The sequence below is a fragment of the Pseudomonas sp. GW823-FHT06B06 genome, assembly GCF_058795195.1.
Map to the genome: position 1 here is coordinate 56936 of NZ_JBXAHO010000010.1, position 18237 is coordinate 75172.

The 18237-nt window shown below is 58.8% G+C and carries 13 protein-coding genes; 1 reads left to right on the forward strand and 12 read right to left on the reverse strand.

Annotated features, from left to right (window positions below):
* Window positions 1–91: 91 nt before the first annotated feature.
* Window positions 92–811 (forward strand): DNA-binding transcriptional regulator CsiR, encoded by a 720-nt coding sequence (csiR, locus tag AC1Q8Q_RS11340; protein WP_023048102.1) that lies wholly within the window; start codon window positions 92–94, stop codon window positions 809–811.
* Window positions 812–1188: 377 nt separating this feature from the next.
* On the opposite strand, the gene AC1Q8Q_RS11345 is transcribed toward csiR, so the two are convergent.
* The 12 genes from AC1Q8Q_RS11345 to AC1Q8Q_RS11400 form a co-directional block, all read right to left on the reverse strand.
* Window positions 1189–2148 carry an AraC-like ligand-binding domain-containing protein gene (locus AC1Q8Q_RS11345; protein ID WP_033902870.1) on the reverse strand — a complete coding sequence of 320 codons (960 nt, stop codon included), beginning with the start codon at window positions 2146–2148 and terminating at the stop codon, window positions 1189–1191.
* Between the two features lie 97 nt (window positions 2149–2245).
* Window positions 2246–4336 (reverse strand): caprolactamase subunit alpha, encoded by a 2091-nt coding sequence (capA, locus tag AC1Q8Q_RS11350; RefSeq protein WP_023662936.1) that lies wholly within the window; start codon window positions 4334–4336, stop codon window positions 2246–2248.
* 35 nt (window positions 4337–4371) lie between these two features.
* Window positions 4372–6117, reverse strand: a complete 1746-nt coding sequence (capB, locus tag AC1Q8Q_RS11355; RefSeq protein WP_024075427.1) for a caprolactamase subunit beta — start codon at window positions 6115–6117, stop codon at window positions 4372–4374.
* Window positions 6118–6417: 300 nt separating this feature from the next.
* The gene (ltrA, locus tag AC1Q8Q_RS11360) at window positions 6418–7791 is read right to left on the reverse strand and encodes a group II intron reverse transcriptase/maturase (RefSeq protein WP_049950174.1); all 1374 of its coding nucleotides are present in this window, start codon (window positions 7789–7791) and stop codon (window positions 6418–6420) included.
* A gap of 499 nt (window positions 7792–8290) precedes the next feature.
* Window positions 8291–9463 carry a porin gene (locus AC1Q8Q_RS11365; protein ID WP_031637015.1) on the reverse strand — a complete coding sequence of 391 codons (1173 nt, stop codon included), beginning with the start codon at window positions 9461–9463 and terminating at the stop codon, window positions 8291–8293.
* A gap of 153 nt (window positions 9464–9616) precedes the next feature.
* Complete coding sequence (locus tag AC1Q8Q_RS11370; RefSeq protein WP_033902867.1) at window positions 9617–10978, reverse strand: purine-cytosine permease family protein; 1362 nt, start codon at window positions 10976–10978, stop codon at window positions 9617–9619.
* A 646-nt stretch (window positions 10979–11624) separates the two neighbouring features.
* On the reverse strand, window positions 11625–12569 hold the full coding sequence (locus AC1Q8Q_RS11375; RefSeq protein WP_023662939.1) for an electron transfer flavoprotein subunit alpha/FixB family protein: 945 nt from the start codon (window positions 12567–12569) through the stop codon (window positions 11625–11627).
* On the reverse strand, window positions 12570–13334 hold the full coding sequence (locus AC1Q8Q_RS11380; RefSeq protein ID WP_023048095.1) for an electron transfer flavoprotein subunit beta/FixA family protein: 765 nt from the start codon (window positions 13332–13334) through the stop codon (window positions 12570–12572). It lies immediately after the preceding gene.
* A 56-nt stretch (window positions 13335–13390) separates the two neighbouring features.
* Window positions 13391–14629 carry a CaiB/BaiF CoA transferase family protein gene (locus tag AC1Q8Q_RS11385; protein ID WP_023048094.1) on the reverse strand — a complete coding sequence of 413 codons (1239 nt, stop codon included), beginning with the start codon at window positions 14627–14629 and terminating at the stop codon, window positions 13391–13393.
* Between the two features lie 26 nt (window positions 14630–14655).
* A complete protein-coding gene (locus AC1Q8Q_RS11390) occupies window positions 14656–15858 on the reverse strand; it encodes a 3-oxoadipyl-CoA thiolase (protein WP_023048093.1) in 1203 nt (400 codons plus the stop codon).
* A gap of 9 nt (window positions 15859–15867) precedes the next feature.
* Window positions 15868–17409, reverse strand: coding sequence for a 3-hydroxyacyl-CoA dehydrogenase (locus tag AC1Q8Q_RS11395; RefSeq protein WP_023048092.1), 1542 nt, complete (start codon window positions 17407–17409; stop codon window positions 15868–15870).
* A gap of 3 nt (window positions 17410–17412) precedes the next feature.
* Window positions 17413–18198: an enoyl-CoA hydratase gene (locus AC1Q8Q_RS11400; RefSeq protein WP_023628973.1), complete on the reverse strand. Its 786-nt coding sequence runs from the start codon at window positions 18196–18198 to the stop codon at window positions 17413–17415.
* Window positions 18199–18237 lie beyond the last annotated feature (39 nt).

Consider the following 18237-nt stretch of genomic DNA (forward strand, 5'->3'; position numbering starts at 1 on the left):
TAAAATAGCGACACTCGGCAACTGCATCTCCACTTAGTAAATATTTCTGCAGTTGCGTATGATGGATAAAACCCGTTGAGGAGCATGGTTTATGGATACGCTCGCCCCCCGCCAAAACTCAGCAGTCAGCGGCTATGAGTGGCTCAAGCGGGACATAATTCAGGGCATGTTCAAGCCCGGAGAAAAACTGCGAATGACTGCGCTTAAGGAGCGCTACGACCTAGGCGTAGGCCCTCTGCGTGAAGCGCTATCGCATCTGATTGCGGAAAATCTGGTAGTAGCTATCAGTCAGCGTGGCTACCGCGTCGCTCCTATGTCGCTGAGCGAAATGCAGGACATCTATGACGCACGGGCCAATCTCGAAGCGCTGGTACTTAAGCTCGCCATCGAACGCGGCGATGACGCCTGGGAGGCCCAGGTGTTGGCCTATTCGCATACATTGGCCAAGGTAATGGAGGTCAAGACCCAGGAGCAGATGCTGGAAATATGGGATGCCCGACACAAGGCCTTCCATACAGCTATAGCCTCCGGCTGTGGGTCTAGACACCTGCTGCAGGCGCGCGCCTATCTGTTCGATCAGGCCGAGCGCTATCGCCAGCTGTGGCTGCGGCGCACGGTGCTATCCGAGGAGGCCTTGTCCCTGAAACGTCAAGAGCACAGCGAACTGGTAGAAGCTATCCTTGCCCGTGACGCAACGCGAGCAAGCGCCATGATGCAGGCTCATCTGATGACACCAGTACCGATCATCGAAGGGATCATGCGCAACAGCAACCTGAGAGCATCCCAGTCCGCCCCTGAAATCATGGGATAGTTACCGTGTCTCGCCCTTAGAGGGGGTGCCTGCGGAATTTCAGCATGTTTTTTGCAGGACAGACCTGAAGCAATTACTACCCAACACCATAGCTTTGCACCTAGCATGGTTCCGTCTTACGCTTGTGAAGCCTGCGCCGCTCTCAGCCCGCTCGCGTGAACCTAAAACAATAAGCTTGGCTTGATCAGCAACACCAGCTACGCATGAGTTTGCCAATGCAGACGACAAAGGCTTACCCAAGTTAGCGCCCGTATGGAATATCAGACGCCGATATATAACTGGTACTCCCGCAACGGTGAAAAGGCGTGGAGCCTTTATGGGGAGCTACGCCGAGTGACTTCTAATCCCCCAGAGCACATTGACAATAAAGTAACCGGCTACGGCTTTAACGAAACGGCTCGGGCTTCACTGGCAGTACAACTAAAGTGCTGGCGAAAATGCCGGGAAAATTGTGCCTGATCACTGAACCCCCAACGATATGCCAGCTCACCGATTGATAGGTGGCAGTGGGGATCACGTAGGCGTTGATATACAGCCTCCAATCGTTTCAGGCGAATCCATTCACCGAGACTGTAGGGCGTACTGAAAAATAATTTATGCAAATAGCGAACCGATAAGCCGCAGGCCTGAGCAATATGCTGCGGGTTTAGTTCAGCTGAACACAAGTTTCGGTCGATGTAGTGCTCGATACGCTGCAAATGCAGGGCAGCTAGACTCGAACTCTCACTATTAAGGACGCGCTCATCTTGGCGCAGAGCCATTAACAACGTCGAAAGCACCTGTTCCAGCAGCATATGACGGGCATCCGCATCGCATTCGTCGAAGCGCGCGGCACACATCGCCAGTTGATCAACAAAAATTCGTCCCAATCCACGCCGAGCCTCGAAACAGAAACGGGTGTAGCGCTCGGCTCCACGTATCTGTCCATGTAGCGCGCGCTCAGGCAGCTTGAATACCCAAAGGTCGTTGTCGCAGGAGTAGTGAAAACGATAAGGCGCATCGCCTCGCTCGAAGATGAACCCACCTGGCTTACAATGGAGCTCACGACCGTCTTGCTCGAAGTGTACTTCGGTAAGGCGCGGCACTGTTACAAGGTAACAGGGTTCAGTATCTTCGCTAACCTGGCTCTCGCTGCGCGAATAGCCTAGCTGACTGGAGCGCAGGCGCGATAACGCCAACGGCGTACTGCCCGTTTTCCAAATTTTCAGGCTGCCTTGGAAAATGGCGCTGGAATTGAACTCCAACGACAATGGAAAATATGTATTGCCGATGGCTTCGGCCCAACGCGATTGCCTTTCTCCCTCAGGCCAATACCGCGTAGACAATTGATCTGTCATGAAAGGTCCTCAATTTGTAGTTATTATGAGGGCGGCACCAACGGTGAATGCCGTCGGTGCCGTTGTTACACAATCCTTTGTTAAAAATCCCTGACGGTCAATGACCGGGAGTCAGTTCATATGTGGCCGAGGGATCCAGACTGACCCGCCAGCCCGGTGGAACAACGATGTTTGTGGTCGCTTCCTCAATCACACAGGGACCTTGAATAATCTGCCCTACTTCTATGCGGTCGCCGTTGTACACAGGCGTGTCCTGCCAATCGTCTTGCGCATTGAACAGCATCGGACGATGACCAGCCGGAATCGCGGCCGTTGCCTTGAGCGGGGTTGCAAGTTCAGGCATTGGTGGACGCTGTAACCGCGCGATCACCGAGCACTCTAGATTAACTAGTTCGACCGGGCTGTTAGGCTCACTGAAGGAAAACAGCGCCTTGTGCCGCTGGTGGAAGGATTCGCGCAGGGCCGCCAGGCTGCTACGGTCGAGCCGGTCGCAGCTCAGTTCGACGCTGCACTCGTGGATCTGTCCGAGGTAACGAATCTCCAGGCTGTACTGGCATTCAATACGATTGTCACCACCGAAACCATCGTCTCGCAGGTTCGTCATACCACGCTCGCGTAACTGCTGCAGGGCCTGGTTTAGTTGCTCCAAATCGACGAACTCGTCATCCAAACGCATCGGCAAAGTAGTCAGCTGATCATAGCGGATGTCAGAGAGAATCTGGCCGAAGGCGCACAGCCCCGAAGCCACCTTGGGAATCAGCACAACCTTGCTGCCGATTTCCTCAGCTAGTCGCATCACGTGCATGCCCGCTGCACCACCGGCACCGATCAGGGCGAAGTCACGGGGATCATAACCACGCTCAATGGACACGCGGCGGATACCACTAACCATGCTCAGGTTAACCAGGGTAATGATACCGACGGCCGCGCGCTCGACACTGATACCCAGCGGTTCGGCAATTTTACTGCGGATCGCATCGATCGCGGCTTGTCGATTTAGACGGATGCTGCCACCGAGCAGTGCACCATCAGCCAGATAACCGAGCGCCAGGTTAGCATCGGTTACAGTCGGCTCGACCCCACCCTTTCCATAACACACAGGCCCGGGGTTAGCCCCGGCACTGCGTGGACCGACCTGGAGCATGCCGAAGTCGTCAAGGTGGGCGATCGAGCCACCGCCGGCGCCAAGGGTTTCCACCTGAATCATTGGCACGCCGATACGGTAACGGAGGAAGTCGCTGTCTTTGCTGAAGTTGGTGCGACCGCCTTTGCTAAGAGTGATGTCGAACGAGGTACCACCCATATCGACGGTGATTACGTTGTCGATACCGAATGGCTGGGCCACGCACAAGCCGGCTTGCGGGGCAGATGCCGGACCGGAGTTGATCGCGTTGACCGCCCGCTCACGCATTACCACGCCAGGAGCCAGACCTCCGTTGGACTGGAAATAGCGGGTAGGCTGCTGCGCGCCCAGCTCCTCGAACAGCGCGTCGATGCGTTCGATATAACGACCCATCACTGGGCTAAGGTAGGCGTTGACCACGGTTGTCGAGGTGCGTGTGTATTCGCGAATCTGCGGGAACACCTCGTGGCCGCTGCAGACAAATACGTCAGGTAAAGCCGCACGCACCATAGCCATAGCGCGCTGCTCGTGACTAGGGTTGCGCACCGACCAGACGAAGGAGATCGCCACCGCCTGCACCTGTTGTTCGCGGAAGTAGTCGATGGCGGCATGAATCGCCGCCTCGTCTAGCGGGCTGAACTCGCTGCCGTCACTGATAATACGCCCGCCGATTGGACGGCGCAGGTGGCGCGGCACTAACATATGCGCCGGTGGATAAGTGGCGTCATAGCGATGGCCATCTTCTTTGTGGCCAAGGCGAATTTCCAGGCTGTCTTCATGGCCATCGGTACACAGCAGGCCCACCTTGACCCCGGTCTTTTCGATCAGTGCGTTGAGCGCCACAGTCGTCCCGTTGATGCACAGATCGCAGTCGGCAATGATCTCGGCTGGTGTACGGCCGAGGGCATCGGCGATTTGCGCCAGACCGTTGCGTATGGCCAGGGTGCCGTCATGTGGGGTGGACGGCGCCTTGAACAACTGCACGTTGCCCTGATGGTCGGCGAGGATGAAATCAGTGAAGGTGCCGCCGGCATCGATGCCCAGGCGATATTGTTGTTTGCTCATTTTCGAATTCTCTGCATTGCTCAAAGGGGCTGTGCTCAGTGCGCGGCTCGGTGTGCGTGGGTTGCGGCTTCATCGAGTTGGCCGTTGCCGTCAATCACTACGCCGTATTCAAGGCGCGCGCCGTCAATCGAGACCAAGCCGTTGCGCACATCGGCTAGAACCGTGGCCAGCGGACGACGTAGTGGGTCGCCATAGCCACCACCGCCCGGGTTGACGTTGATTACGCGCTCACCTGGTTGTGCGGTCAGCAGAGTGTTCTGGATGTAATGGTCTTCCTCACCGTCGACATGTCTATGGATCAAGCGGCCGAGCTTGGGCTCGAGCAGAACATTCTTCGCCCCTGCCGCACCGGCGGTAGGCAGCTGCCGGCCCTCACCGAAACCGACCACGGTCATGGCGTGCTTCAGCGGCTCGAGCTCCAGGCGAGTACCAGAGCCACCGCGGAATTCACCGGCGCCACCACTGTCGGTCATCAGGCTGTAGCGGTGTATCAGTACCGGATAGGAGTACTCAAGCAGTTCGATATCGCCGGACATCAGCGCGCCGAAGCAGCACAGCGGGCCGCAAGCAGGCCAACCATCCATAGCCTTGTTAGCGCCAGCGCCGGAGATGACCGAGGCCAGCACCATGGTCACATATTCATCGTTGTTGTTGCGTGGGTCGTGCCCAGCGATATTGATCCCGCTGGCATGCCCCCAGGAGGCGGTCACACGCTCCGGAGCCGCCTGTTCAAGGGCCAGACGCACGGCATCGGCGAGGGTTTCCATCGGAGTAGTGGTGCAGTTGACGTGCGGTGCCGGCTCCTGGGCGTTGCACAGAGTACCGGACGGGCCAAGGTCTACACTCACGCAGCGATAGAGGCCTTCATTGTAGGGCGGTGGCACCTGGGCGAACATCATCAGTCCGAGGTAAACCCCGGAGATCGAATTGCCCGCGTAGGAGTTGATGAAGTAAGGCACCTGCGGCGGGCTCTCTATCAGAACGTGCGCCTCGTCGCCGCGAATTTCCACCTGGGCAGTGATCGACAATTCTCCCAGACCATGACCGGAGTCTTCGAGAATGGCAGTGCCGCTGTAGAAACCGTCTGGCACATCACGCAACAATGCGCGCATATGACGGTCTGCCATATCTTTCAGCTCGGTAATGCACGCTCGGACCTGGTCGACGCCATAGCGATCGAGCAACTCGATCAGGTGACGCTCGCCCACGCTGCAAGCACCGTACTGGGCATTCAGATCGCCTTCTTGATAGGCGCGGGCGCGCATGTTGGTCAGCAGCAGGTTGATTACGTCTTCCCGGCGCTGGCCCTGGGCCCACAACTTGACAGGCGGGATGCGCAGGCCCTCTGCGTAGATTTCTTTTGCGTCCGGGTTGTAGCCGGCCGGTACCGGGCCGCCAATATCGGTCAGGTGGCCCTTGCAGACCGTCCAGAACACCAGCTCGCCCTTATAGAACACCGGTTTGTACATGCAGCAGTCGAGGATATGACTGCCCATGTAGGCTGGATCGTTATGATAAATAACATCGCCCTCGGCAATCTCATCACCGAAGAAGCCAGCAACGCATTTCATCGCTGGGATAAGCGAACCGAGATGAATAGGAATGTCCTGGCCTTGCAGGATCATTTCCGGGAGGTGATCGAAGAGTGCGTTGGAATAGTCGTGGGCGAGGTTGAACACGCTCGAGCGACTGGTCTTTTCCAGCGTCAGGGTCATTTCTCGCTGGGCTGTTTCGAGCGCACCGCGCACGACTGCCAGGGTGATCGGGTCTACTGTGTTCATGGGTCACCACAAATCTTGTTTTTGTCTGGGGAGGCGTGACGGATGTCTTGCCCACATCGCTAAGCTACGCGCGGGCCTAGCGGCTGGCTTGTCTTCAAGCGCACCGTTTTTTGGCCTGAAGTGAACTGTTTCTACTGGTGCATCTACTCAAGATCTAATGCCGGGAGGCCGGAACGCTGCGATCGGGTAGGAGGCGGCCTCACGGCCGCCGTCCTCCCACACCACCGTGCGTACGGTTCCGTACACGGCGGTTCAGGCCATGCGGTTAAGCCGATTGATCGTATCCAGTATCGAGACCAGTCAAAGTCTGTCCCATAGCTTCTTCGGCAGCGCCTGATTCATATGCGGCGCTCCTGAGTTCCACCACGGGCCTCGGCCATTGAAGGCCGACTTGCAGGCACGCTCCTCGCTCAATCCCAGGCGCATCAGGTTGCGCGCCCTCGTAGAGGGCTGCTTCCATTGCCGCCAGATGACACAGCGAAGTTTGTGCCTGACCCAGCCATCCAGCTCTTCCAGTGGACGCTTGCTCTGGCTGAGCTTGAAGTAGCCTGCCCAGCCTCGCAGCACCGGGTTTACCCGCTCGATGACATTCGCCATCTTGTGGCCCCGCACCCCTCGCAGCAGTTCCCTGAGACGGTCGCGCACACGGCGCAGGCTCATGGTTGCCACTCGCAGTCTAGGCTGCGAGTGCCAACTCATCCCATACCCCAGGTAGTCGCATTTCCACGACCCAGCCACGCGACTCTTGTCCCGATTCAGTCTCAGTTTCAGACGGTGATTCAGGAACCGCTCGACACTGGCCAGCACTCGTTCGCCAGCACGCGGACTACGGACATAAATGTTCGCGTCATCGGCATAGCGCACGAAGCGATGGCCTCGCCGCTCCAACTCACGGTCGAGTTCATCGAGCAGGATGTTCGACAGCAGCGGCGAAAGCGGGCCGCCTTGCGGCGCCCCCTCCTGCCGATGGCTGACAACCCCGCCCGACATGACGCCCGCTTCGAGGTAACGGCGGATGAGTCTGAGCACCTGTTTGTCTTCGACATGGCGCTCAACACAGAACATCAGGATGTCGTGGTTGACCCGATCAAAGAACTTCTCCAGATCGAGTTCCACGCAACACCTATGACCCGCCGCCACATGGGTGCGGGCCATCTCGACAGCCTGGTGAGCGCTTCTGCCCGGACGGAAGCCGTAGCTATAGTCCGAGAACAGCGGATCGAAGATCGGCGTGAGCTGTTGCAGCAGGGCTTGCTGGATCAGGCGATCCACGACACTGGGAATGCCCAGTTGCCGCATACCGCCCTGCGGTTTGGGAATTTCGACCGCCCGCACTGCCTGGGGATGGTATTCACCTGCCAGCAGCCTGACCTTCAGGATGGGCCAATACTGTTTCACGTAGCCTGCCAAGTCGGCGACCGTCATGCCATCGGCACCCGGCGCCCCCTTGTTGCTGACCACGCGCTGATACGCACGCTTGAGATTGAGCGGCGCAAGCACCCGCTCCATCAGCGTGTCCGGCTCCGCGTTCATCCACGTCACCGACGCCGCCGATACCTCTGCGCTGTCAGGCGTCATCCTCGGCCTCTGGCCGGGACTCGGGGTGACAGTCTTCTCTTGGAGAAATTTCTGCATTTCGGTTATCGACGAGACGCTGACGCCTACTGGCGGCATGACCTGTTCGGCCCTTGATGGCGTGGTTGACCGCCACTTACTACGGCCTCGGCTGACTTCTGCACGCCCATCCCGTCGCCTCTCGACAATCGGTAGCACAATGGCAAGCGTACAGATCTCCCAGGGTAATTCGCGCGACCTTCCTGCTTATGCCTGTCGGATCTACGTCGCAGCGTTCCGTGCAAGTATCGGGCTTTGGCGATTATGGCCACCTCACCCCGCTGCGCCGCCTCATCCGCTTCCTGTTCGTCAGGCCAGCATTTTGTCTCGGGCTTCCTTCAGATTCGCAGTCGCCCGCGACACCCTTGCCTTCAGCTAACACTTCCCCTTGCCGGGTGTGTAGAGGACTTTCACCTCCAAGTCGCCAGGCTCACCACCACAGTGAACCCGACAGCGCCAGTCACGGCGCTACGCGCCATGCCTGGCGCACCATAAAAAAACGCCAGCACATGGCTGGCGAAAATAGGAGCGTGAGTGGTTGCTAGGGGCGCTTATTGCCTCAGAAGTAGTAACCGATATTGGTATACAACTGGTTTTCCCAGCGTTCGCTACCGCCGGCGCCCAGGCTCTGGGTGTAGCTACCGCCACCGATGTAGGGATCGTGCTTGCCGTGCAACCACTCGACGGCGATCCATAGGTCTTTCAGCGAGAAAGATGTGCCAAGGATGAAGCGCTGGGAATCCTCGAAGCTGGACTCATCCTTGTCGAACAGGCTGTAGTTACCGTAAACCTTGACACCAGAGAGCCACCCGAGTGAGCCAGGAATGTCATAGCTGAGGTCGGCTACATAGAGGTTACCCTTGGCGGCAACGTTAAAGGTGCCGTCGAAGCTGCCGAAGCTAACCAGCTTGTCTCTGCCGGGATTCTCCGGGCTCATGTCCTGGCGAGTGGCTTGCAGTTGCACGCCCCAGGGGCCATTCTTGCCCGAGTAGTGGACTGCTAGGGCATTTCGGCGGCCGCTATCACGACTGTCCTGGTTCTGCAGCGTCGAGGTCAATGCCGAGGCGCCGATCTCCGACTGCCAGCTCCCAAGCTTTAGGTTGCGGGCCAGACGCCCGACTAAGATGTCGCGCTCGTGGTTATCGCTGCCGTCGACGACGTAGTCATCTGCCGTAGCAACACTGGTTGCATAGGTCCGCCCGCCGCGGCTTGTACCTTGACCCTGATCAGCCGGGCTTAGGTAGTAAGCGAGTTGGAAGTTCCAGTCATCCTGCTGCTGGATGTATTTAACACCAAGGTTCGCAATGTCTTCCAGGCCGATCACGCTGCCCAAGGTCAAGAAGAAAGTGCTGCCGGCATAGGGCAGCAGGCCGAACGGAATCTTGTTTAGTCCCACCTGAATCTGACGCGACTCATCGAACTTGTAGCCGATCCATGCATATTCGGCGAAGGCGATGTCACCGATCTTGTCGGTATAGTCGAAAGGGTAAGCGTCGCCATAGAAACGGTATTTAGCCGCGCCGATCCAACTATCGGAGTTGTAGGTAGCGGTGAGAAAGGCAGTATCGAAACTCAGCTTCTCGATATCCCGGTCGGGGTCGTAGTCGATACGCGCACGCACGGCGCCGCCAATGTCCAAGTTGTCATTGATAGCCACCGCACCTGCGGGTAGCGCGAGCGATGCCAACAATGGAAGTAATATGAGAGTTGCTTGTGGGTGCAGGTTGATCATTTTCATGAATTGGCTCTTAGCATTGTTAGTCTTTTTTTCAGCTACGCAGCACTAAGCCGCTGCGGTGTTGCGGCTTAGTTTTGGATCGGGTTTGGTAGCTGCAGCAAGTTGCCGGAGCCGAATACATCGGCCCGGTGGGCGCCGATATTGGTTTCAGCTGCAGCTGGTGCGGACAAACCAGCTGCGTTTGGCGCTGTTGAGTAGCAGCCAGTAGCTGGCGAACGCGCAGACAAAGGTCACCGGCGCTGAGAAGGTCGCCAGCGTTGCTCCGCCGAAATTCAGCAGCACTATCCCCAGGCCAGCGGCAAAGAACCAGGCGATCAAGCCGCACGGGTTGAAGGCGTTGACTCGTTCGAGAGCGAATTCAATATTGCCCTCGAACAGCTGGGTATATTTCGGCGAGAAAATATGCGCCAAAGCGATCGCTACCCAAGCCACTACAAAGATGCTCTGGTATGCCAGGGCTTGCAGAATGTAGCTGAACACATTGAGCAACATCATTGTGTAGACCACGATGCCAACTACTACGGCCCATGCCATATAAGGCACAGCCGCCAAGCCAAAACGGCCGAAGAACGCATGCATGTTGCTAGCGGCCATGAAGAAATTTGCGGTATTGATACGGGTCTGGCTGACCCAAACGAACAACAACCCCCAGATACCCATCAGCTCGACAATGGCCAGCACCACCGAGACCTCAGACAGGCCGCCCTCTGCGGGAATGGTGGCGGCGAGAAAGATGCCGACCAGACCGTTAATAAGAAAGGTGAAGATATAGAATGGTAGGCCGAAGTTAAATTTAGCGTGGTAGCTGGCGTCCTGCTTACGACCGAAGCGTGCGTAGTCCCAGGTGTACATCATGAGAATCCACACTCCCATGAAATAGGTGAAACAGTCCCACCAGCCATTACTTACTGGCCCGCTCTCAGGCCCCATTTCCAACCAGGCAGAACTGTAGCCGTATTCACCGACGGCCATCGCTACTACGGCAATCAGACCAATCAGGTAGAGCGGCAGCAGCACGCCATTGAACTTATCCAGCCAGGTCTGCACGCTACCGAACACCAGTGGCACGCTGTATAGCACCACTATTAGGTAGGCTTGATTGAGCGTGATGTCGGACACGTAGTGTTGGATAGCAATGGCGATCACCGAGCCTTCAAACACGCTGTAGTAGATCGCCGTGGCGAAGAAAATCAGGGTGGCCAGTGCTGCGCCGGCGCGTCCGAATAGCACCCGGGAGAAGAGTGCGACCGATAATCCGGTCTTAATGGCGTAGCGGGCAATGACCCCGTTGATGGCCGCATAAGTTACGACCGACAAGAGTAAGCCGATTATGGCATTCATCGTACCAAAGCTCATTGCCAGGGTGGCGGACACCACCAGCCAAAACATAGCACTGCAGATGGCCCACCAAGCCATCGTCAGTGAGCCTTTGCTCATGCGGTGTTCTTCCGGAACCGCGACGGTGCTGTAGTCGATACTATCGACCTGTTTTTTGATGTTTCCGGCCATGGCTCTTCTCTTGTTTTTGTAATGAGTGGAGTCATGATCATAAGTACTTCAGGCGGGCGACCACTTGCTGCTGAGCGCACTCTCTTTTGTCATACCTGAAGCTTCTTGCTCTCTGGAAGATGGCCCACCCAGACGAAACTCCTCCAGCGGAAAGCGATGAGAAAATCTCTCAGGCTGTCCAAGTCAGAATAAAAGACCTCAATGACGCTATGGCTTACATCTCTTTCCGAGAGAGCGTTATTAGCGAGCGAGTCACCTAACAACACCTACACTCAGCGTGATAGCCAGACAGACAACATAGCGCTTAAACGTTTCAAGCCAGTAGGACTACAAGCAAAGCACTCAATGACGGGCTCGAGGCCGATTCAATCTCGGCACAACCACCCTAAGCCAGCAACCAGCACTACATGCTACAAGAAGTCAAAACCGGGTACAAAACCGGGTACAAAGAATAACGAAAACAACCAGAATGCCTAAGCTCAAACGCTCAAGCATCAGACTTACCGCATAACGTGTAAGTCAAAAAATTGTCTTTCCCGCACGTCAACTCTATGTTTCAAATGCATTAGCCCTGAAACCCGCACGCCACTTGAGTATGCACGCATAGCACAATTCTATAGGTATTGCAACACATTCCTTTAGGGCTTCAGATCACTTGCTGCAACTGCGGCACGACCTCGAACAAGTCACCCACTAGACCGTAATCCGCCACCTGAAAAATCGGCGCCTCTTCGTCCTTGTTGATTGCCACGATGACCTTGGAGTCTTTCATCCCGGCCAGGTGCTGGATGGCACCGCTGATGCCGACGGCGATGTACAGCTGCGGCGCGACGATCTTGCCGGTCTGGCCAACCTGCATGTCGTTGGGCACGAAACCGGCGTCGACCGCAGCGCGCGAAGCACCGACGGCGGCGCCGAGCTTGTCGGCCAGGGCATACAGGTGCTTGAAGTTGTCGCCGTTCTGCATGCCGCGACCGCCGGAGACGACGATCTTGGCCGCGGTCAGTTCCGGACGATCGGACTTGGCCAGCGCCTCAAAGACGAAGGCCGAGATGCCGGCGTCGCCGCCAACGGCCACGGCTTCCACGACAGCACTGCCGCCTTCGCCGGCCACCGGATCGAAACCGGTGGCACGCACGGTGATCACCTTCACCGCCGCCGAAGACTGCACGGTGGCGATGGCGTTACCGGCGTAGATCGGCCGCTTGAAAGTGTCGGCGCTTTCCACGGCGATGATTTCGGAGATCTGGTCGACGTCCAGCTGGGCGGCGACGCGCGGCAGGATGTTCTTGCCGTTGCTGGTGGCGGCGGCGAGGATGTGGCTGTAACCCTTGCCCCCTGCTTCTTGAACAAGAGCAGCTACCAGCGGCGCAACGTTTTCCGGCAGCTGATGGGCGAAGGCGGCGTTGTCGGCCACCAGCACCTTGGCCACGCCGGCGAGCTTGGCAGCCGCTTCGGCGGCGGCGCCACAGGCGGCACCGGCAACCAGGAGGTGGATGTCGCCACCGATCTTCTGCGCAGCGGCCACGGTGTTGAGAGTGGCCGGCGCCAGGGCGGCATTGGTGTGTTCAGCGATAACCAGGATAGTCATTTAGATTACCTTCGCCTCGTTCTTCAGTTTCTCGACCAGTTCCGCCACCGACTTGACCTTGATGCCGGCCTGGCGGGCAGCCGGCGCTTCGACTTTCAGGGTCTTCACGGTGGACGCGGTGGCAACGCCCAGGGCGTCCGGGGTGAGCACCTCCAGCGGCTTCTTCTTGGCCTTCATGATGTTCGGCAAGGAGGCGTAGCGCGGCTCGTTCAGACGCAGGTCGGTGGTGACGATCGCCGGCAGGTTCAACGCCACGGTCTGCAGGCCGCCGTCGATCTCGCGGGTCACGTTGACCTTGTCGCCCGCCACTTCGACCTTGGAGGCGAAGGTGCCTTGGCCGAAGCCGGTCAGCGCGCCGAGCATCTGGCCGGTCTGGTTGTTGTCGCTGTCGATGGCCTGCTTGCCGAGGATCACCAGCTGCGGCTGCTCCTTGTCGACCACGGCCTTGAGCAGCTTGGCCACGGCCAGGGAGTTCAGCTCGTCAGCACCCTCTTCCTTGACAGCCTCGACCAGGATGGCGCGGTCGGCACCGAGGGCCAAAGCAGTACGCAGCTGCTCTTGCGCCGCCGTCGGGCCGATCGACACCACGACGATTTCACTGGCAACGCCCTTCTCTTTCAGGCGTACGGCTTCTTCCACGGCGATTTCGCAGAAGGGGTTCATCGACATCTTAACGTTGGCGAGATCGACGCCGCTGTTGTCCGCCTTGACGCGAACCTTGACGTTGTAATCGACCACACGCTTGATCGCTACGAGGACTTTCATAAAGGCTCCATGGGAAAAATTGCCCCGGCAAGCTGGCTGGCCGGGGCATGGCAGGTTCAGCGTTCACCAAGCTGTTCGATGATGCCTTGTGCCTTCAACTCGGCCAGGCGCTCATCATCGAGACCCAACTGGCGCTTGAGCACCTCATCGGTATGCTCACCCAGCATCGGCGCGGGGCGCAGGTACTCGACCGGTGTGCGAGACAACTTGATCGGACTGCCGACCGTGACGAAGTCGGCTTTCAAGGGATGGGGAATGTTGACCAGCATGTTGCGCGCCAGTATCTGTGGTTCGTCCAGCGCCTGGGCAATGCTGTTGATGGCCCCTACCGGTACGCCCTGCGGGTGAATGCGCCCTACCCACTCATCGGCGAGCCCTCCGAGAAAGTGACGCGACAGGATGGCAACGATCTCCTCGCGGTTGCTGACTCGGTCGGCGTTGCGCGCGAAACGCGGATCTTTCGGCAGCTCTGGCAGGCCGATGGCGTCGCACAGTGCGACGAACTGTGAGTCGTTGCCGCAGGCAATGATGAAGTCGCGATCACTGGCGCGAAACACCTGGTACGGCACAATGTTGGCGTGGGCGTTGCCATAACGCCCGGGCGGCTTGCCGGAAGCCAGATAGTTCTGGCTCTGGTTGCACAGTGTGGCGACCTGAACATCCAGCAACGCCATATCGATATGTTGACCAAGCCCGGTCTTTTCTCGGCTGAGCAGCGCAGCTTGGATAGCCACCGTCGAGTACAGGCCGGTCATCAGGTCCGCGAAGGCAACGCCTACCTTTTGCGGGCCGCCACCGGGCAGATCGTCGCGCTCGCCGGTGATGCTCATCATTCCACCCATACCCTGAATGATGAAGTCGTAACCCGGTTCTGCGGCGCGCGGCCCGGTCTGGCCGAAACCCGTCACCGAGCAATACACCAGGCGTGGATTGAGCGCAGCGAGGCTAGCGTAATCCAGCCCGTACTTGGCCAAGGAACCGGCCTTGTAGTTCTCGATCAGTACGTCGCAACTGGTAGCCAGGGCCCGCACCATTTCCTGCCCCTCGGGGCTGGCGATGTTTAGCGCCACCGACAACTTGCCGCGATTGGTGGACTGGTAATAAGAAGCCTCGCCGGTGGACTCGGCGTTCTGCCCCTTCATCCATGGCGGCCCCCAGCCACGGGTGTCATCACCCGCGCCCGGCCGTTCGATTTTGATCACTTCGGCACCCAGATCGGCCAGAGTTTGGCCGCACCAGGGACCAGCCAGAATGCGGCTCAAGTCGAGCACGCGATACCCAGTCAAAGCACCCATTTCATTTCACCTTTGCTTGCGCGCACTTACACACGCTCCATCACCATGGCGAGGCCTTGGCCCACGCCGATGCATAGGCTCACCACAGCGTAGCGTTTGCCGCTCTGTTGCAGCGCGCGAGCGGTGCTCAGGGCCAGGCGCGCACCGGATGCACCTAATGGGTGGCCGACGGCGATGGCGCCACCGTGTGGGTTTACCCGCGGGTCGTTGAACGCAACACCCAGACCTTTCAGGCAGCCCAGCACCTGGCTGGCGAACGCTTCGTTGATCTCGATAATGTCCATATCCGCCAGGCTGAGCTGCGCGCGAGCCAATGCCTTATGAATAGCCTCCACCGGGCCGACGCCCATAATGCGCGGGGCCACACCCACGGCGGCGGCCGACAGAATGCGCGCCATCGGAACCAAGCCGTGCCGTTCGCCCGCCGCGGCCGAGCCAATCAGCAATGCCGCCGCGCCATCGTTGACGCCTGATGCGTTGCCGGCGGTAACCACACCACCTTCGGAGAGAGGATTCAGGCGAGCCAAAGCGATCAGGTCCGATTGCGGGCGCGGGTGCTCGTCCTGCTCCACCACATTGGGTGGCGTCTTGCGCCCGGTGGGCACGCTGACCGCGAGCAGTTCTTCCTGAAAGAAACCTGCGCTACGTGCGGCTTCATAACGGGCCTGAGAGCCGGCAGCAAAGACGTCGGCCTCAGCACGGGAGATGCCGTACTCCTGAGCCACGTTATCGCCCGTTTGCGGCATGCTGTCGTTGCCAAACTCGGCGACGATCTTCGGGTTGGGAAAACGGGCGCCAATGGTACTGTCGAACACCGTCAGTTCGCGGCTATAGGCCGCTTCTGCTTTAGCCATGACAAAGGGTGCACGGGACATACTCTCCACCCCGCCGGCGACAAACAGTTCGCCTTCGTTACAGGTCACTGCGCGGGCGGCATCGATCACCGCCGCCAGACCACTGGCGCACAGGCGGTTAACTGTCTGCCCAGGTACGGTCACGGGCAAGCCTGCAAGCAGTGCGGCGTGACGCGCGATGTTGCGGCTGTCCTCCCCTGCCTGGTTGGTATTGCCCAGAATCACGTCCTCGATGGCTTCGCCAGGGATGGCGTGGCGAGCGAGCAATTCGTGGATCACATGGGCGGCGAGGTCGTCTGGGCGTACCGAAGCGAGTGCGCCGCCGTGGCGGCCAAATGGCGTGCGCAGTCCCGCGAAGATGTAGGCGTCGAGCATGGGAAAATCCTAGCGTTGAGGTTCAGTCGGGAGTGGTTCGTTGTGACGCAATGAAAGGCCCAAGGCGGCCCGTCGCCGCAGCCAGGGACCCGGCCGATAACGGGGATCGCCCGTCAGTTCGGTCATGCGTTCAAGAGTGGTGAGCAAACGCTTGGGCCCGACACTATCGCCCCAGGCCAGCGGACCTTGCGGATAACCAAGACCACGGCGCACGCCTTCATCCAGGTCATCGACACTGGCGATACGCTGCTGAACGATATCGCCCGCCAGGTTGACGATCATGGCCAGTACCCTTTGGGCCACAAAGCCGACACTGTCATTGATCACACTGACGCCCACGCCATCGCGGCCCAACAGCGCATGGGCGGCATCGCGCATGTCGGCATGGGTAGCGGGATTTAGCATCAGCGTGCGGTAGCGGGCGATATCCAGCAGCGGGTCGATGCACACCGTGCGCTCAGGATCGGTGCCAAACAGGCCGACGGCGCCGGTGGCATCCAGACCGTAAGGTGCCAGCAAACACAGGGCCTCGCTGCTTGGGACCGTGCCCTCTTCGACCCGCGCGCCCACCTGCTGAAGAAGCTCGGTGAAACGTGCACGATCCTCGGGGTTTTCAGTGCCAAGCCAAACCGGCGGAAATGCTTCCAGCGCAGGTACTGCCTGTGCGGCGGGTGGATCGATCATCTGGCCGTCGGCGTATCGGTAAAACCCACGCCCGACCTTGCGCCCGACGTAGCCGGCATCCAGCATCTGGCGTGTTAGCGCTGCAGGCCGATACCGCGGTTCCTGGTAGAACTGGTTGTAGATCGACTCAATGACTGGATGGGAAACATCAAGAGCCGTCAGATCAAACAGCTCCAAGGGCCCCATGCGAAAACCCAGACCCTCGCGCAGGATACGGTCTACCTCGGCGGGTTCGGCTACGCCTTCCTTGAGAATTTGCAAAGCCTCAGTGCTATATGCACGGCCGGCGTGATTGATGATGAACCCTGGTGTGTCCTTCGCCCGAATACCCCTATGCCCCATGCGGGCAGCCAGGGCTCGGAGGCTGTCGCCTACCTGCGGGTCAGTCGCCAGACCATCGATGACTTCCACCACTTTCATCAGCGGCACAGGGTTAAAAAAATGAAAGCCAGCGATGCGTTGGGGAAGTCGGCAATTGCGAGCAATGCTGGTGACGGAGAGCGATGAGGTGTTGGTAGCCAGAATGCAGTCATCGGCAACCACGGCTTCCAACTCGGCGAGCAAGCCCTGCTTGGCGTCGAGGCGCTCGATAATGGCTTCCACTACCAGGTCGACGTCGCTCAGTTCCGTAAGGGCGCTCGCCACTTGCACGCGGGAGAGCGTGGCCAGCGCATCGGCGTTGGCAATCTTGCCTTTGTCGACCAGCTTGTCCAACGTGCCTTTCAAGCTTTCGCGGGCGCCCTGCGCAGCGCCTTCGCGACTATCAAACAGCGTGACGCGAATGCCCGCCTGAGCGGCGATCTGAGCAATACCTGTACCCATGACTCCGGCGCCAACAACCGCCATCCGGTTAATTTCACGTGTCATCGCTCATTCTCCTGAGAAGATCGCTTTGCGTTTTTCCAGGAAGGCTTGAGCGCCCTCTTTCTGGTCGCTCGAATCGAATAGCAATTGGAAGGCCTTGCGCTCCAACACCAGCGCGCTCTCCAGCGGCAGGTCAGCACCGGCCAGCATCACTTCTTTGATCTGCGCGACGGCTAGCGGCGGCAAGGCGGCGATTTCAGTGGCCAGCTCTAGTGCACGGACAATGGTCTGCTCGTCGCCCACCACTTCACTCAGCATGCCCATGGCCAAGGCTTGCTGGGCCGAGACCAAGCACCCGGTAAGGGCAATGCGCATTGCCTGGAACTTGCCGACCGCGCGGATCAGACGCTGAGTACCGCCGGCGCCCGGCATCAGGCCGAGTTTGACTTCTGGCTGGCCAAAGCGCGCCGACTCGCCGGCGACGATGATGTCGCAGTGCATGGCCAGCTCACAGCCGCCGCCAAGGGCGAAACCATTCACTGCAGCGATGACCGGCTTGGGGCAGCGGGAGATGGCTTCCCACAGCAGCTCGGTATGGCGCAGGTACATTTCAATCGGGCGCGCTTGGGCAAACTCGCGGATATCGGCTCCGGCCACAAAACAGGTGTCACCGCCGGTAAGTACAATCGCCCGCACCTGCCCATTGCGAGCCAGTGCCCGAAAGTGCTCGGCGAGTTGTTCACGCACCGCGCTATTGAGCGCGTTCTTGGCTTCTGGCCGGTCGATGCGTACGACGGCAACGCCGTCTTCTCGAATTTCCAGGTTCACTACAGATTCAGGTTCGTGACTCATACCCACCTCTAAACACGTTTCGCTATACGAAATTGCATT

What these genes read in the sequence shown, in the direction of transcription:
- AC1Q8Q_RS11345 (WP_033902870.1), bottom strand. Translation starts at nt 2,148, where the DNA reads ATGACAGATCAATTGTCTACGCGGTATTGGCCTGAGGGAGAAAGGCAA.
- AC1Q8Q_RS11390 (WP_023048093.1), bottom strand. Translation starts at nt 15,858, where the DNA reads ATGCTCGACGCCTACATCTTCGCGGGACTGCGCACGCCATTTGGCCGC.
- AC1Q8Q_RS11395 (WP_023048092.1), bottom strand. Translation starts at nt 17,409, where the DNA reads ATGACACGTGAAATTAACCGGATGGCGGTTGTTGGCGCCGGAGTCATG.
- ltrA (WP_049950174.1), bottom strand. Translation starts at nt 7,791, where the DNA reads ATGCCGCCAGTAGGCGTCAGCGTCTCGTCGATAACCGAAATGCAGAAA.
- csiR (WP_023048102.1), top strand. Translation starts at nt 92, where the DNA reads ATGGATACGCTCGCCCCCCGCCAAAACTCAGCAGTCAGCGGCTATGAG.
- AC1Q8Q_RS11380 (WP_023048095.1), bottom strand. Translation starts at nt 13,334, where the DNA reads ATGAAAGTCCTCGTAGCGATCAAGCGTGTGGTCGATTACAACGTCAAG.
- AC1Q8Q_RS11400 (WP_023628973.1), bottom strand. Translation starts at nt 18,198, where the DNA reads ATGAGTCACGAACCTGAATCTGTAGTGAACCTGGAAATTCGAGAAGAC.
- AC1Q8Q_RS11370 (WP_033902867.1), bottom strand. Translation starts at nt 10,978, where the DNA reads ATGGCCGGAAACATCAAAAAACAGGTCGATAGTATCGACTACAGCACC.
- AC1Q8Q_RS11385 (WP_023048094.1), bottom strand. Translation starts at nt 14,629, where the DNA reads ATGGGTGCTTTGACTGGGTATCGCGTGCTCGACTTGAGCCGCATTCTG.
- AC1Q8Q_RS11365 (WP_031637015.1), bottom strand. Translation starts at nt 9,463, where the DNA reads ATGATCAACCTGCACCCACAAGCAACTCTCATATTACTTCCATTGTTG.
- capB (WP_024075427.1), bottom strand. Translation starts at nt 6,117, where the DNA reads ATGAACACAGTAGACCCGATCACCCTGGCAGTCGTGCGCGGTGCGCTC.
- capA (WP_023662936.1), bottom strand. Translation starts at nt 4,336, where the DNA reads ATGAGCAAACAACAATATCGCCTGGGCATCGATGCCGGCGGCACCTTC.
- AC1Q8Q_RS11375 (WP_023662939.1), bottom strand. Translation starts at nt 12,569, where the DNA reads ATGACTATCCTGGTTATCGCTGAACACACCAATGCCGCCCTGGCGCCG.